The following is a 15392-nucleotide window of genomic DNA, read 5'->3' on the forward strand; positions in this document are numbered from 1 at the left end:
TGAGATACTTTAATAAAAATTACTTCTTAGTATACAACCACCAATTCATATCTCTAGTAAGTTTATAACCTAGTTTTTCATAAATTCCGATTGCAGGATTTCCTTTATTGGTATGTAAAATAGGTAGTTTATTTTCTTTTAAAATTTCTTTTGATGTATGATAGATAAGTTGTTTTGCAAAACCTCTTTTGGTATAGTCTGGATGTGTAACAACAGAACTTATTTCTATAAAATGGTCAGTTTGCATTCTTTGACCAGAAATAGCAACTAATTTATTATCTTTATAAATACCATAAAAATTGCCCATTTTAAATCCTTTTTTTTGATAGAATCCTGGCATTACTAACCAAATTAAATTATAAACTTCTTCTATATTTTTATCAGTTAATAAAACAATTTCTTCTGTAATATTAACATCAATCAAATTGTCTAAAACCATTTGACAACCATTAATTTTTTTAGATAAAGTAATTTTTTCTGAATCTATTATTGGAGTTTGATTTTCTGATACAAAAAAGAAGTTTTCAGTTTTGTCTGCATATTTTTTTGATGCATCAGCAGTTTTAGTTTCATCAAAAAAAGCACCAAAATTATTTATTTCAGGTTTGTAGAAATAAGCACCATCAAATTCTATTCGAAATTTTTTATGTGTTTCTTGTAAAGAATACCAAACCGGATTTTTTAATTTCTCTTCTAAAGTTACCATTGTTTACAAAATTAAAAAACTCGCAGTATCTGCGAGTTTTTTATGCTTTTAAATATAAATTATATTAAGACTCTGTTTTAGTTCTTGTTTCAGGTTTCTTTTCGCCTTTTACAATATTAATTGTAAGTTCATCTTTTACATCATCAAAATCCATAGAAATAGTATCGCCTTCAGAAAGTTTAGAATTTACTATTTCTTCAGCTAAAGCATCTTCGATATATTTTTGAATTGCTCTCTTTAAAGGTCTGGCTCCATATTTTTTATCAAAACCTTTATCAGCAATATAATCTTTAGCTTTATCACTTAAATTTAAAGTGTAACCTAAATCAGAAATTCTGTGTAATAGTTTATCTAATTCAATGTCGATAATAGAATGAATATCTTCTCTTTCTAAAGCATTAAATACAATTACATCATCTATTCTATTTAAGAATTCTGGTGCAAAAGATTTCTTTAATGCACCTTCAATAACAGATTTTGCATGTGCATCTGCTTGTTCTTTTTTAGAAGATGTTCCAAAACCAACACCACCACCAAAGTCTTTTAATTGACGAGCACCAATGTTAGATGTCATAATAATTATGGTATTTCTAAAATCGATTTTACGACCTAAACTATCAGTAATATGGCCATCATCTAAAATTTGCAACAGCATATTAAACACATCTGGATGCGCTTTTTCTATCTCATCTAATAAAATTACAGAATATGGTTTTCTACGTACTTTTTCTGTTAATTGACCACCTTCTTCATAACCCACATAACCTGGAGGTGCACCAATTAAACGTGAAATCGCAAATTTTTCCATGTATTCACTCATGTCAATTCTAATTAAAGAATCATCAGAATCAAATAATTCACGAGCTAAAACTTTTGCTAATTGAGTTTTACCAACACCAGTTTGTCCTAAGAAAATAAAAGAACCAATTGGTTTGTTTGGGTCTTTTAAGCCCACTCTATTACGTTGAATTGCTTTTACAACTTTAGTTACTGCTTCATCTTGCCCAATTACTTTACCTTTAATCATTCCTGGTAATTCATGTAGTCTATGGCTTTCTGCTTCTGCAACTCTGTTTACAGGAATTCCTGTCATCATAGAAACTACTTCTGCAACATTATCTTCTGTAACAATCTCTCTGTTTAATTTAGAGTCATCTTCCCATTGTTTCTGAGCAGAATTTAAAGCAGCCTCCATATTCTTTTCATCATCTCTTAACTTGGCAGCTTCCTCGTATTTTTGTCCATTAACGGCTTTAGTTTTACGATCTCTAATAATCTCTAATTGAGATTCTAGTTCCAAAACTTGTTTAGGAACAACAATATTGGTAATATGAATTCGAGAACCAGCTTCATCTAAAGCATCAATTGCTTTGTCTGGTAAGTATCTATCTGTCATATACCTATTTGTTAATTTTACACAAGCTTCAATTGCATCGTCTGTAAAATCAACATTATGATGTTCTTCGTATTTACCTTTTATATTCTGTAAAATTTGAATAGTTTCTTCAACAGTAGTTGGATCTACAATTACCTTTTGAAAACGACGTTCTAAAGCCCCATCTTTTTCGATATTTGTTCTAAACTCATCTAAAGTTGTAGCACCAATACATTGTATTTCTCCTCTAGCTAAAGCTGGTTTTAACATGTTAGATGCGTCTAAAGAACCAGTTGCACCACCTGCACCAACTATGGTATGAATTTCGTCAATAAAAAGAATAATATCATCATTCTTTTCTAATTCGTTCATTAAAGCTTTCATTCTTTCTTCGAACTGACCTCTGTATTTTGTACCTGCAACTAAGCTAGCCAAATCTAAAGAAACCAACCTTTTATCAAATAAAATTCTTGATACTTTTCGCTCAACAATTCTAATAGCTAAACCTTCTGCAATAGCAGATTTACCAACACCTGGCTCACCAATTAACATTGGGTTATTTTTCTTTCTACGACTTAAGATTTGAGAAACTCTTTCTATTTCTTTTTGACGCCCCACAACAGGATCTAATTTGCCTTTTTCAGCCAAATCTGTTAAGTCTCTACCAAAATTATCTAAAACAGGAGTTTTAGATTTTTTTGCTGTTTTGCTTTTTTGAGATTGCTCAAAAGGGTTTGGTTTTTCTGATGCATATTCATCATCAGAAGGAGTTTCTGCTATTGGGTTTGTAGGTAAATCTAAATCAGAATTATCTACATGTAACTGTTTATATAATGCTTTTGCTTCATCATAATTTACGTGATATTTTTGAATCAACTTTGTTGTTGGGTCATTTTCATTACGCAAAATACAAAGTAGTAAGTGAGCTGTATCAATAGCATCACTTTGATATAATTTAGCTTCTAAAAAAGTTGTTTTTAATGCCTTTTCTGCTTGCCTCGTTAAACGTAAACTGGGTTTATCTGTTACTTCTGTAAATGTTGGGTTTGATGGATTAAGTTGCTCCAATTTTTTACGCAATAGCATTAAATCAACATCAAATGTTGTTAATATTTCTATTGCTTTTCCTTCGCCTTTTCTTATCAAACCAAGTATTAAATGTTCTGTTCCAATAAATTCATGCCCTAATCTTAAAGCCTCTTCTTTACTGAAAGTGATTACATCTCTAACTTTTGGTGAAAAATTATCGTCCATATTTCTTTCTATCTAAAATTGATGTGTTGTAAATTTAGTCCTTTTTTTGTCAAAATAATTACAAAAAAGATGCCATTGTATAAAACTGACAGTTTGACCTGCAATACAAGATAGAAAACTATTGTAAATCAGGCAAATAAAATAACGTTAAAAATTATTAAAAAATGTTGATAACTCTGCTGTTTCTAAGTGTTAAAACCTTTGAAAAAACTACAAGAAATAGTATCTTGCCTTGTTTTAAAAATTAGATAATTATTAATAAGAATTATATATGGCAGAAGGCGAAAAGTTAATTCCAATTAACATTGAAGAGCAGATGAAAGCTGCATACATTGATTACTCAATGTCAGTAATAGTTTCAAGAGCATTACCAGATGTAAGAGATGGTTTAAAACCAGTGCACAGAAGGGTTTTGTATGGGATGCATGAATTAGGAATTAAAGCTACTGGAGCTTATAAAAAATCAGCAAGAATTGTTGGGGAAGTATTAGGTAAGTATCATCCACATGGAGATACTTCTGTATACGATTCTATGGTAAGAATGGCACAAGATTGGAGTGTGCGTTATATGATGGTAGATGGCCAAGGAAACTTTGGTTCTGTAGATGGTGATTCTCCTGCAGCAATGCGTTATACTGAGGTAAGAATGCAAAAAATATCAGAAGAAATGTTAGCTGATATTGAAAAAGATACTGTAGACCATTCTTTAAATTTTGATGATACTTTACAAGAACCAACTGTTTTACCAACTCGTATTCCTAATTTATTAGTAAATGGAGCTTCTGGTATTGCTGTTGGTATGGCTACAAACATGGCGCCTCATAACTTAACAGAAGTTATAAATGGTACTGTTGCTTATATAGAAAATAGAGATATTGAGATAGATGAATTAATGCAACACGTAACTGCTCCAGATTTTCCTACAGGAGGAATTATCTATGGTTATGATGGCGTAAGAGATGCTTTTCATACTGGTCGTGGGCGAATTGTAATGCGTGCCAAAGCTAATATCGAAGAAGTTAAAGGACGTGAGTGTATTGTTGTAACTGAAATTCCTTACCAAGTGAATAAAGCAGATATGATTAAGAAAACTGCTGACTTGGTAAATGATAAAAAAATTGAAGGTATTTCTAACATTAGAGATGAGTCTGATAGAAATGGAATGCGTATTGTTTACATTTTAAAACGTGATGCAATACCAAATATCGTTCTAAATAAACTGTTTAAATACACGCAATTACAGACTTCTTTTAGTGTAAATAATATTGCATTGGTTAATGGTAGACCAGAGCAATTAAATTTAAAACAATTAATTCATTATTTTGTTGAACACAGACATGAGGTTGTTGTTCGTAGAACAGAATATGAATTAAAGAAAGCAGAAGCTAGAGCACATATTTTAGAAGGATTAATTATAGCTTCTGATAATATTGATGAAGTAATTAAAATTATTAGAGCATCTTCTAATGCTGATGAAGCAAGAGCAAGTTTAATTGAACGTTTTGAGTTAACAGAAATTCAAGCAAAAGCAATTGTAGAAATGCGTTTGCGTCAATTAACAGGTTTAGAGCAAGATAAATTACGTGCTGAGTATGATGAGATTATGATAACTATTGCAGACTTAAAAGATATTTTATCTAATGAGCCAAGACGTTATCAAATAATTACTGATGAGTTATTACACATCAAAAGTAAATATGGTGATGAACGTAGATCTATTATAGAATATGCAGGTGGTGATATGCGTATAGAGGATATGATTCCTGATACTAAAGTTGTAGTTACCATTTCTAACGCTGGTTATTTAAAGCGTACAAACCTTGAAGAGTATAAAGTTCAGAATAGAGGAGGAAGAGGTCAAAAAGGTGCAACAACAAGAAATGAAGATTTCTTAGAGCATTTATTCGTTGGTACAAATCATCAATATATGATGTTCTTTACTCAAAAAGGTAAAGTTTTCTGGATGCGTGTTTATGAAATTCCTGAAGGTGGTAAAAACACCAAAGGTAGAGCAATGCAAAACTTGATTAATATTGAGCAAGATGATAGCGTTAAAGCATTTTTGGTAACTCAAGATTTAAAAGATGAAGATTATGTAAATAGTCATTACGTAATTATGGCTACCAAAAAAGGACAGGTTAAAAAGACATCTTTAGAGCAATACTCAAGACCAAGAACTAATGGTATTAATGCAATTACCATTAAAGAAGGTGATGAGTTGTTAGAAGCAAAATTAACTACAGGAGATAGCCAAGTAATGTTAGCTTTAAAATCGGGTAAATCTATTCGTTTTGAAGAAGCAAAAACAAGACCTATGGGTAGAACAGCTTCTGGTGTAAGAGGTATTACTTTACAACATGAAAATGATGAAGTAATTGGTATGGTTGCTGTAAATGATATGGATAGCAACATTCTTGTAGTTTCTGAAAAAGGATATGGAAAACGTTCTAGTTTAGAAGATTATAGACTTACAAATAGAGGAGGTAAAGGTGTTAAAACCTTAAATATATCTGAAAAAACAGGTAATTTAGTAGCCATTAAAAATGTAGACGATTCTAACGATTTAATGATTATTAATAAATCTGGAATTATTATTAGAATGGCTGTTGAAGACTTACGTGTTATGGGACGTGCAACACAAGGCGTGCGTTTAATTAATATTAAAGAAGACGATAGTATTGCAGCTGTTGCCAAAGTTGTAAATGAAGAAGATGCAGATGAAGAAATAGAAAATGGCACGGATATTGAAAATAGTACAAACGAAAATCAAGAGTAACAATAAATTTAAATACAGTAAAATGAAAAAACAAATATTAGCACTTTCATTAGGATTGATGTCAATTGGAATGTTCGCGCAAAAAAATGAACTAAAAGCTGCAGAGAAAGCCATTAAAAAGAATGACTTTAAGACAGCGAAAGCAGCTATTCTTCCTTTAGAAAGTATGGAAGGTTCTATGGATGCAAAGTACGAAGCTAAATATTATTATTTAAAAGGTGCTACGTATGGAAAAACTAATGTTGAAAAAGCAGCAGAGGCTTACAACAAATTATTTGAAGTAGAAAAAGCTAGTGGTAGTTCTAAATACACTAAAATTGCTACACCAAAATTAAATGAATTAATTCTGTTTGTTTCAGAAAAAGCAATTAAAGCCTATAGTACAGATAAAGATTATAAATCTGCAACTAAAGATTTTTACTTGACTTATAAATTAAGTCCTAATGATACCACTTTTTTATACAATGCAGCTGTAAGTGCTTCTTTAGAAAAAGATTATGATACTTCTTTAAAATATTATAATGAGTTGCAAAAAATAGGTTACACAGGTATTACTACGCAATATTTAGCCGTAAATAAAGCAAGTGGGGCTACAGAAAATTTAGGCACAAAAGAGAATAGAAACACAATGGTTAAGTTTGGTACATACACAAACCCAACTGATAAAGTTTCTGAATCTAAGCAGCCAGAAATTATTAAAAACATTGGTTATATTTTAATAAACCAAGGTAAAAATGATGAAGCAATTGTAGTTATTCAAGAGGCTAGAAAGTCTAATCCAAAAGATTTAAATCTTTTATTAAACGAAGCTCAACTTTACATTAAATTAAAACAAATGGATAAGTTTGGTGAATTAATGCAAGAAGCAATTGAGTTAGACCCTACAAACCCTTCACTTTTCTTTAATTTAGGTGTTGTAAATCAAAATGAAAAAAAGACTGAAGAAGCTATTAAATATTACAAAAAAGCAATTGAATTAAAGCCAGATTATGGAGATGCTTACATGAATTTAGCTGTAGCAATTCTTGCTGGAGAAGAAGCTATTGTTGAGGAAATGAACAAAAATTTATCTAACTTTAAAAAGTATGATGAGTTAGAAGGTAAGCAAAAAGAATTATACAGAGAGGCTTTACCTTATTTGGAAAAAGCAGATGAATTAGGTAGAACAGAAGATACTGTTAAGTCTATTTTAAATATTTATGATCTATTAGAAATGACTGAAAAAGCAGATGCTTTAAGAGTTGTTTATAAAGAAATGAGAGGTCAATAAAAAAGACTTTTTATAAAACAAAAAAAACCGAAACTGTTAAGTTTCGGTTTTTTTTATATTAATTTTTTGATGACTCTTAATTTATGAGTATGTGTTTGTAAATCGCTATTAAAAATTCCACTATGATCTAAAGTATCAATTCTAACTTTACCATAAGCATGAATAATATGGTAATCTTTTAAGATGATACCAACGTGAATAATTTCTCCTTCCTCATTATCAAAAAAGGCTAAATCACCAGGTTCACTTTCTTCTATAAAACTTAAAACTTCTCCTTGTTTTGCTTGTTCTTTCGCGTCTCTAAATAATTTATGGCCACATAATTTATACACCATTTGTGTAAAACCAGAGCAATCAATACCAAAAGGAGTTTTACCCCCCCATAAATAAGGTGTATTTAAAAATATAAAAGCGGTTTGTATAATTTCGTTTTTAGATTGTACTCCAGAAAAAATATTTCCTTCAAATTGAAACTTTTTTTCGTTTATAGAAAAACGCTGGTTTTCGTAAAAAGGTAACTGAGCACCTAATGGAATCGTTAATAAATTATTAGAAGTATCTGTAATATAATCAATAACTTCACCAGAATAAATATAGGTTTGCTCACTTATTTTATGAAATAATTCTTCGGATATTTCTTCGAATTGTTTATTGTCTATAAAACCTTCGTATTCATCAAAAGACAATTTAATTTTACTCCAATTCTTATCTTTTTCAAGAATGGTAAAACATTCACCAAACAAAACCTGACTAACCATTTCTGATTGGTCTGAAGATTCTGCTCGTAAAGGAACAATACTTAAATTACAAATTCCGTACAAATTATTGAATAAAATTAGATGCGTTCTATAATTAATGCACTTGCACCACCACCACCATTACAAATAGTAGCTGCACCTATTTTGGCATTATTTTGTTTTAAAATAGAGGTTAAAGCAATTACAATTCTTGCACCTGAAACTCCTAAAGGATGCCCTAAAGAAACAGCACCACCATTTATATTGGTGTTTTTATCACTAATACCTAATATTTTCATATTTGCTAAACCTACTACAGAAAAAGCTTCATTAAATTCAAAATAATCTACATCATCAATATTTAAATTTGCTTTTGCTAATGCTTTTGGTAAAGCTTTAGAAGGTGCAGTTGTAAACCATTTTGGTTCTTGAGCAGCATCTGCATAACTCACTATTTTTGCAAGTGGAGTTAGGTTTAACTCAGCAGCCTTTTTAGCAGACATTAAAACCAAAGCAGCTCCACCATCATTTATAGTAGAGGCATTTGCAGCTGTTACAGTTCCGTCTTTTGTAAAAGCGGGTCTTAAAGCCGGAATTTTTTCCATTTTTACATTCTTATACTCTTCATCCGAAGAAAAAATATTTGGCTCACCTCTTCTTTGTGGAATTGAAACTGGTACAATTTCATCATCAAATTTACCTTCACTCCAAGCTTTTGCAGATCTTTCGTAAGATTGAATTGCAAATGCATCTTGGTCTTCTCTAGTAAAATTATATTCAGTAGCACATTCATCAGCACAAACACCCATAGCAATTTTGCTATAAGCATCTACTAAACCGTCTTTTTGCATACCATCTTCCATAGTAATTGCTCCAAATTTAGAACCAGTTCTTGCATATTGATAATGAGGAATCATACTCATATTTTCCATACCACCAGCAATAACAATGTCAGCATCACCTAAAGCAATTGTTTGTGAAGCTAACATAATCGATTTCATGCCAGAAGCACAAACTTTATTCACGGTTGTACAAGGTACAGTATCTGGTATGCCAGCATGAATTGCAGCTTGTCTTGCAGGTGCTTGTCCTAAACCAGCAGAAACCACATTACCCATAAATACTTCTTCTATAAGGTTGGCATCTAAATTAATTTTTTCTAAAGCACCTTTTATGGCTTTTGCTCCTAAGATTGTTGCTGGTATTGTAGATAAACTCCCCATAAAACTACCAATAGGCGTTCTTGCTACAGATACAATTACTACATCATTCATAAAATAAATTTAAGGTAATTTTTAAAAAACAATATGCTAAAATAACCATTTTAAATCAAAAAGAAATCTTAATAGAATTGTAATTTTTTGGCTTCGTATATTTACTGTAAGTTTGTTTAATAAATAGTATTGTTTATGAGTGATTTAGTAAATAAAATTTATAGGAATAATACCATCATCTATAAGGTTATTTTGTTTTTAATAACCACAATTGCTATCGTTTATTTATTTCCTAAAGGAGGGCAATTTAAATATGATTTTAATAATGGGCAATTATGGAAATACGATAATTTATATGCAAATTTCGATTTTGCTATTCAAAAAACAGAAGAAGAAATTGCCATAGAAAAAAGGCAAATAAATACAGAAGCTAAATTATATTTTCTTTATGATACCCAAGTTTTAACCTCAGTAAATGAAAACTTTAAAAGTAAAATTAAGCTTATTAAAACAAATGATTCTTTATCTATAGATGATGTAAATAAACTTAAAAAATTAGGGGAAAATATAATTGATAAGGTATATCAGTTTGGTTTTTTAGAAGTAGTAACTGAAAATAGAGTAACAAATTATGATGAAATTATTGCATTAAAAAAAGACAATGAGGTGCAAGATATTGTCTTTAAAAATTTATTAAAATCTAAAGATGTTTTATCGATAATAAAAAGTGATTTAAGTGACGAACTTGGTTTGTATAAAAAAAATATCTTGATAGATATTTTAGCAAAGATTATAAAACCTAATGTTTCTTTTGATAAAATTTATACTGATAAAGTAATTGAGAAAGAAATAGGTAATATCTCTTATACCAAAGGTAAGGTAGAAGAAGGAGAACTAATTATCTCTAAAGGAGATTTTGTTGAAGGAAAAAAACTAGCGATCTTAAATTCTTTAAAAAGTGAATCAGAATCTAAAGTTTGGACAGATTCAAATTATAATTGGATTGTTTTCGGATATACAATATTAGTTTCTTTAGCCTTACTAATGTTGCTACTTTTTTTGTTTAAATATAGAATAGAAATATTTGAAAATAACAATAAAGTAACCTTTATCTTTTTTAACGTATTTGCTATTATATTTATTCAGACTTTAGTTATTAAGTACAATTCAGAATATTTATATGTTGTGCCTTTAAGTATCTTACCAATTATTATTAAAGCCTTTTTTGATGCACGTTTGGGACTTTTTACTCATGTTTTAACAGTCCTGCTATTAGGTTATATTGTACCTGATAGTTTTGAGTTTATTTATTTACATATTATTGCAGGTATCGTAACAATTCTTACAGTTTCAGAATTGTATAAAAGAGCAAACTTGTTTATTTCTGTAGCTCAGATTACCTTAATTTATATGTTAACTTATTTTGCTTTCTCTATTATAAAAGAAGGTAATGCATCACAAATAAACTTCACCTATTTTATGCTGTTTGCAGCAAATGGTTTGTTATCGTTTTTGTCTATTATCATTATTTACATTTATGAAAAACTATTTGGTTTAGTTTCTGATGTAACTTTGTTAGAATTATCGAACACAAATACCAAATTATTAAGAGAGCTAAATGAAAAAGCACCTGGAACGTTTCAGCATTCAATGCAAGTTGCCAATTTAGCAGAAGCAGCCGCTAATGAAATTGGCGCAAATTCTATGTTGGTCAGAACTGGTGCTTTATATCATGATATAGGTAAAATGTTAAACCCTAAGTATTTTATAGAAAATCAATCTACAGGAGTAAATCCACATAATGATTTGTCTCCAAGAGATAGTTCTACTATAATTACAAATCACGTTATAAAAGGAGTAGAAGTAGCTAAAAAATACAATTTACCAGATAGAATTATTGATTTTATTAGAACACATCATGGTACAAGTGCTACTTATTATTTTTATAAGAAAGAACAAGAATTAAATCCAGATATTAAGGTTGATATTAAAAAATTTCAATACCAAGGGCCAATTCCTTTTTCTAAAGAAACAGCTATTTTAATGATGTGCGATGCAGCAGAAGCTGCTTCTAAAAGTTTAAAAAAACCTACAGCTGTATCTATCAGTGATTTAATCGATAAGATTATTGATAAACAGATGGGAGATAATCAGTTTTTAAATTCAGATATTACATTTAGAGAAATTGAAGTAATTAAAAAAGTAATTAAGAAAAAGTTGATGAACATTTATCATTTAAGGATAGAATATCCTGAATAAAAAAAAGTATGATAAAAAACGAAAAAAGTTTTGGTAAATTGTAATTCTAATATTACATTTGCACTCGCAATTTATTTCAAGCAATCGATGTTTGAAATTTTTGGAGAGGTGGCAGAGTGGTAATGCAGCAGATTGCTAATCTGTCGACCTTTTTGGTCGCCAGGGTTCGAGTCCCTGTCTCTCCGCAAAATTGCACTCGGGGTGTAGCGTAGCCCGGTCATCGCGCCTCGTTTGGGACGAGGAGGTCGCAGGTTCGAATCCTGCCACCCCGACATTGTTTTCGTAGAAACATAAAAACTACGGGCTCTTAGCTCAGCTGGATAGAGCACCTCCCTTCTAAGGAGGCGGTCGAAGGTTCGAATCCTTCAGGGCTCACTTAAACCACACTATTTTTAGTGTGGTTTTTTGTTTTCATCAACTTTTATTTTTTTTAATTGATGGAAAACTCGGATCAAGTCTAAAAGTTGTGGGGTTTTAAAATTATACATAAATATTTGTTAGTCTAAAAAAGAAGAATTCTATATTTCTAACCTCTCTAAATTGAGTTCTAAAAGTTTTTACTTAAGCATTTAAAGATTCTGCTGAAGCGTTTGTACTTCAATTAACAAAATAATTTAGAAATTCTTATTATGAATAGTCATTGTTCTAGCAATACTATTAAAACTTTTAAACTGTGTTTGATTCACTTTATTATCTAATTTAGCAAGTCTAATTAAAGCAGAAGTTTTGTTCTTTGTTTGATTATAAATCCATAATAAATTTTACAGAGTTTGTAAGCCTGTGCAAATTTTATTTTAAAAGAGATTTTTTTTTGAAATATAAGTAATTTGCTTATTGGGTAATTTTTAATTTGTTTTTATATTTACAGTGTAGTTAAGAAATATATTCTTTTTACAAAAAACAAAAAAGTTATTAATTTCTAATTCCCCCAATTATGAAAAGAGATTATAAAAAACAGTTCTTTATTTTACTTATTTGCACATTAGGTATGTGTATTTCAGGTAAAAACTTAATAGCTATAGAAAGCATTAGAACCTTATTGGATGCTTTAAATGCAATGACCTTTTTTACATGTTTTTTTCCTTTTATGATTAATGCTTTGGTTTTAATTCGTAAAGGCTTAAGATACCTTATCAAATTAGCAGCTCATTAAATAATATTATTAAATTTCAGTAAAAACCCCCATATACAGTTGTTCTGAATTTTATTTGATTACGTTGTTATCCTTAAATATTATAGAAAACAGAAACTAAAGATTAATTTTAAATCTTTAGTTTCTGTTTTTTTAATTTTAAAATATAAGTAATATGCTTATTTTAAGTTTCCTTAATCTACTATAATTTTGAAATGCAGTAGATATTAACTTATAATCCTCCAAATATGAAGCAAAATAATATAAAACAAGTCGTTGTAATTCTAATTTGTTTAATAGGTTTATATTTTTCTGGTCAAAACTTAATAAAAATTTCAGGTATTAAATCTTTATTAGATGCTTTAAATGCCATGGTCTTTTTTACATGTCTTTTTCCTTTTTTAATCCTTACTTTATCTTTAATTAGTAAGAGTTTAAAATTTTTAATTAGATTTTCTACTGATTAATTTTTTAAGAATATAATAAGGAAAGAGTTAATAAAGCTTTAAATGTAAACATAAAATTAATTCAAATCAATACATAATTCAACTTTAAACTTCACAGAAATGTGAAGTTTTTTTTTGAGGAGAGTTTAAAATTAATTGAGCGAAAGAGTTTATTTATTCGTCTAAACTTTATTTACATTAATCGAATTTTTAATTATAAACTTAGTTAAATAGCTATTTTTGAGGTGTCAATAAGATTAATTAATACCCTTTTCTATGAAATCAATAAAAAAAATAACGGTTATTACACTTATTTTAGTTGGTGTTTTATCTTTTTCTAAGTTTGAAAACCAACCAAGAAAGTCTAGTCTAAATTTAACAGAAGTTAATGTAGAAGATTTACTATCAAAAGAAGAGTTAGGTTGGAGGCCATCATCTAAAGTTATGTTTTATGTAGATACTGAGATTGTTAAAAAATCTAGAGGATTTTCAGAAATTAAAGCAAATGTATATGTTTTAGATAGAATATCTGGAGCAACCAATTTGTTAACTAGTAATAATATTTTATTACCATATTATAAAGGATCAGTTATAAGACATCAAGTAAATAATGCAAATCTATTAGAATTAAAAAACGGAGATAAAATTATAGCAAATAATATAAACTCTACATATAGTTTAAATGATTTAATGAAATATAGAACTATCTATGAGAGTTATATTAGATCTACAAATAAACTATTAAATATAAATAGAGTATAAAAATAAGGTTAGTGGTTTAGGTTAAATTAAACAGCCCCAAAAGTTTTACTTTTGAGGCTGTTTTTTATTTAGTTCTATTTTTCAATATGGGTTTTAGTAATAATAATAGAATAAAACAATTACCTTACTAAAGATTCTTGTTAAGTAATTAATAAAAAGCACAAAAGAAATAAAGAATGATAGTACAATACTAAAATCAGTAAAAGAATTAATATCTTTAAGTTTAAAAATATATTCTTCTGTTTTTAAGATGATGGTAGAGGCTATTATAAAAGAATAATCTGCTGAACTGTACTATTATATTTGGTTTACTTTTTTTTTATTAATATTTTATTTGATCTTAAACTGAGTTATTTTCTATTTATTTTGAAACAAAGTTTTTACAAAAGTCATTAAACTAAAAACCTTTCGTTTATTTAATTAGAAAATTAAACAGACGAAAGGCAGAATTTAAGCACCCTTAAAATTAACTTAACTTCTTCTTTTTCTTTGATTATTTGTGCTAGATTTTTTACTTGTTGTATTTGTTTTTCTTTTCGATTCTACTTTTTTAGTAGATGTGTTAGAAGTTTTTTTACCTGAATCTACTTTTCTACTTACAGTGTTCGTATTTCTTTTAACATTCGTATTTCTGTCATTTCTATTGCTAGAATAAGTATTATTTCTATTTGTAGATTCTCTTTTGTTTATATTACTTTTTCTATAAGTATTGTTGCTGTTTCTTTTAATTGTATTAGATTTTCTAACAGTTACAGCAGGTTTTCTTCTTTTAAGAATAGTACTTCTTTTACCGATTTTAGCATTTGGTTTTGCTCTGTAGTAATAAAAGTTTCTATCTTCTCTTATCTGAGTATAATTTCTTCTAAAATCGTTATGATTAAAAAAAGTATGATTATAATTAAATACATCACCAAAACTAACATTAAATCGAATACCATTATTATAGTAATAATCCCTAACACTACCATTAAATATTGGATTTCCCCATCTATCATAATCAACTCTAAGATTACCAACATCTGTTAATCGATCTCTGTAGTACCTTATAGAAATATTACCAATTCTAGTTACATTTCCTCTAAAATCATAACTCAAGGTTACGTTATTAATTCTTCTAATTCTTCCTCTAAAATCTCTATCAATTCTAGCTTGTCTGCTATTATAGTTTGTATCAAAATCAAAATCACCATTGGTAAAAATATAGAATTCAATTCCGTTTTCAAAGAAATTTACAGCGTTATTGTAAGAGTAATTTACCCTAAAATTTAAATTCTCTTCACCATTTTTGGCTTCAATAGTTGAAACCATCATGAACATTCCTAATAATATAAGTACACCTTTTTTCATAATATGTGGTTTAAAGGGTTTTGCCTACTCTTGTTGCTTTTCGGCTTTCGCATTTGTTGATGTATTTTCAAAAGGCGTGCCAAAAATTATTTTTAGATTTTATGTATGATGTTT

Annotated in this window: 10 protein-coding genes and 3 tRNA genes; 8 read left to right on the plus strand and 5 right to left on the minus strand. The window is 28.9% G+C overall.

All coding sequences use genetic code 11. The features are described from left to right. Positions 1-19 precede the first annotated feature (19 nt). Both ACJJVK_RS10385 and ACJJVK_RS10390 read right to left on the minus strand, forming a co-directional pair. Positions 20-706, minus strand: a complete 687-nt coding sequence (locus ACJJVK_RS10385) for a GNAT family N-acetyltransferase (protein ID WP_405565818.1) — start codon at positions 704-706, stop codon at positions 20-22. A gap of 64 nt (positions 707-770) precedes the next feature. Beyond that, a complete protein-coding gene (locus ACJJVK_RS10390; protein ID WP_405565819.1) occupies positions 771-3335 on the minus strand; it encodes an ATP-dependent Clp protease ATP-binding subunit in 2565 nt (854 codons plus the stop codon). A gap of 271 nt (positions 3336-3606) precedes the next feature. Here ACJJVK_RS10390 and gyrA point away from each other — a divergent pair, with 271 nt between their 5' ends. Both gyrA and ACJJVK_RS10400 read left to right on the plus strand, forming a co-directional pair. Next, on the plus strand, positions 3607-6111 hold the full coding sequence (gyrA, locus tag ACJJVK_RS10395) for a DNA gyrase subunit A (RefSeq protein WP_215993161.1): 2505 nt from the start codon (positions 3607-3609) through the stop codon (positions 6109-6111). Between the two features lie 22 nt (positions 6112-6133). After that, complete coding sequence (locus ACJJVK_RS10400) at positions 6134-7381, plus strand: tetratricopeptide repeat protein (protein ID WP_405565820.1); 1248 nt, start codon at positions 6134-6136, stop codon at positions 7379-7381. A gap of 53 nt (positions 7382-7434) precedes the next feature. Here ACJJVK_RS10400 and ACJJVK_RS10405 read toward each other — a convergent pair whose 3' ends face one another. Continuing rightward, positions 7435-8202, minus strand: a complete 768-nt coding sequence (locus tag ACJJVK_RS10405) for an NlpC/P60 family protein (protein ID WP_405565821.1) — start codon at positions 8200-8202, stop codon at positions 7435-7437. A gap of 14 nt (positions 8203-8216) precedes the next feature. Continuing rightward, the gene (locus ACJJVK_RS10410; protein WP_405565822.1) at positions 8217-9392 is read right to left on the minus strand and encodes an acetyl-CoA C-acyltransferase; all 1176 of its coding nucleotides are present in this window, start codon (positions 9390-9392) and stop codon (positions 8217-8219) included. A 135-nt stretch (positions 9393-9527) separates the two neighbouring features. On the opposite strand from ACJJVK_RS10410, the gene ACJJVK_RS10415 reads away from it, so the two are divergent. From ACJJVK_RS10415 to ACJJVK_RS10440, 6 genes are all read left to right on the plus strand, one after another. Then, a complete protein-coding gene (locus ACJJVK_RS10415) occupies positions 9528-11591 on the plus strand; it encodes an HD family phosphohydrolase (protein ID WP_405565823.1) in 2064 nt (687 codons plus the stop codon). A 102-nt stretch (positions 11592-11693) separates the two neighbouring features. After that, positions 11694-11776 (plus strand) — tRNA-Ser (locus ACJJVK_RS10420). 12 nt (positions 11777-11788) lie between these two features. Further along, positions 11789-11863, plus strand: a tRNA-Pro gene (locus ACJJVK_RS10425). Positions 11864-11892: 29 nt separating this feature from the next. Beyond that, positions 11893-11966: transfer RNA gene (locus tag ACJJVK_RS10430), tRNA-Arg, on the plus strand. Positions 11967-12525: 559 nt separating this feature from the next. Then, positions 12526-12744, plus strand: a complete 219-nt coding sequence (locus ACJJVK_RS10435; protein ID WP_215993156.1) for a hypothetical protein — start codon at positions 12526-12528, stop codon at positions 12742-12744. A 701-nt stretch (positions 12745-13445) separates the two neighbouring features. Continuing rightward, on the plus strand, positions 13446-13931 hold the full coding sequence (locus ACJJVK_RS10440) for a hypothetical protein (RefSeq protein WP_405565825.1): 486 nt from the start codon (positions 13446-13448) through the stop codon (positions 13929-13931). A 471-nt stretch (positions 13932-14402) separates the two neighbouring features. Here the strand turns inward: ACJJVK_RS10440 and ACJJVK_RS10445 are convergent, their stop codons facing one another. Further along, entirely contained in the window at positions 14403-15278 is an 876-nt protein-coding gene (locus ACJJVK_RS10445) for a hypothetical protein (protein ID WP_215993154.1), read from the minus strand. Between the last annotated feature and the right edge of the window lie 114 nt (positions 15279-15392).

It is taken from the genome of Polaribacter sp. Asnod6-C07, from assembly GCF_045063625.1.
Lineage (GTDB): Bacteria > Bacteroidota > Bacteroidia > Flavobacteriales > Flavobacteriaceae > Polaribacter > Polaribacter vadi_A.

What these genes read in the sequence shown, in the direction of transcription:
- ACJJVK_RS10385 (WP_405565818.1), bottom strand. Translation starts at nt 706, where the DNA reads ATGGTAACTTTAGAAGAGAAATTAAAAAATCCGGTTTGGTATTCTTTA.
- ACJJVK_RS10390 (WP_405565819.1), bottom strand. Translation starts at nt 3,335, where the DNA reads ATGGACGATAATTTTTCACCAAAAGTTAGAGATGTAATCACTTTCAGT.
- gyrA (WP_215993161.1), top strand. Translation starts at nt 3,607, where the DNA reads ATGGCAGAAGGCGAAAAGTTAATTCCAATTAACATTGAAGAGCAGATG.
- ACJJVK_RS10400 (WP_405565820.1), top strand. Translation starts at nt 6,134, where the DNA reads ATGAAAAAACAAATATTAGCACTTTCATTAGGATTGATGTCAATTGGA.
- ACJJVK_RS10410 (WP_405565822.1), bottom strand. Translation starts at nt 9,392, where the DNA reads ATGAATGATGTAGTAATTGTATCTGTAGCAAGAACGCCTATTGGTAGT.
- ACJJVK_RS10415 (WP_405565823.1), top strand. Translation starts at nt 9,528, where the DNA reads ATGAGTGATTTAGTAAATAAAATTTATAGGAATAATACCATCATCTAT.
- ACJJVK_RS10435 (WP_215993156.1), top strand. Translation starts at nt 12,526, where the DNA reads ATGAAAAGAGATTATAAAAAACAGTTCTTTATTTTACTTATTTGCACA.
- ACJJVK_RS10440 (WP_405565825.1), top strand. Translation starts at nt 13,446, where the DNA reads ATGAAATCAATAAAAAAAATAACGGTTATTACACTTATTTTAGTTGGT.
- ACJJVK_RS10445 (WP_215993154.1), bottom strand. Translation starts at nt 15,278, where the DNA reads ATGAAAAAAGGTGTACTTATATTATTAGGAATGTTCATGATGGTTTCA.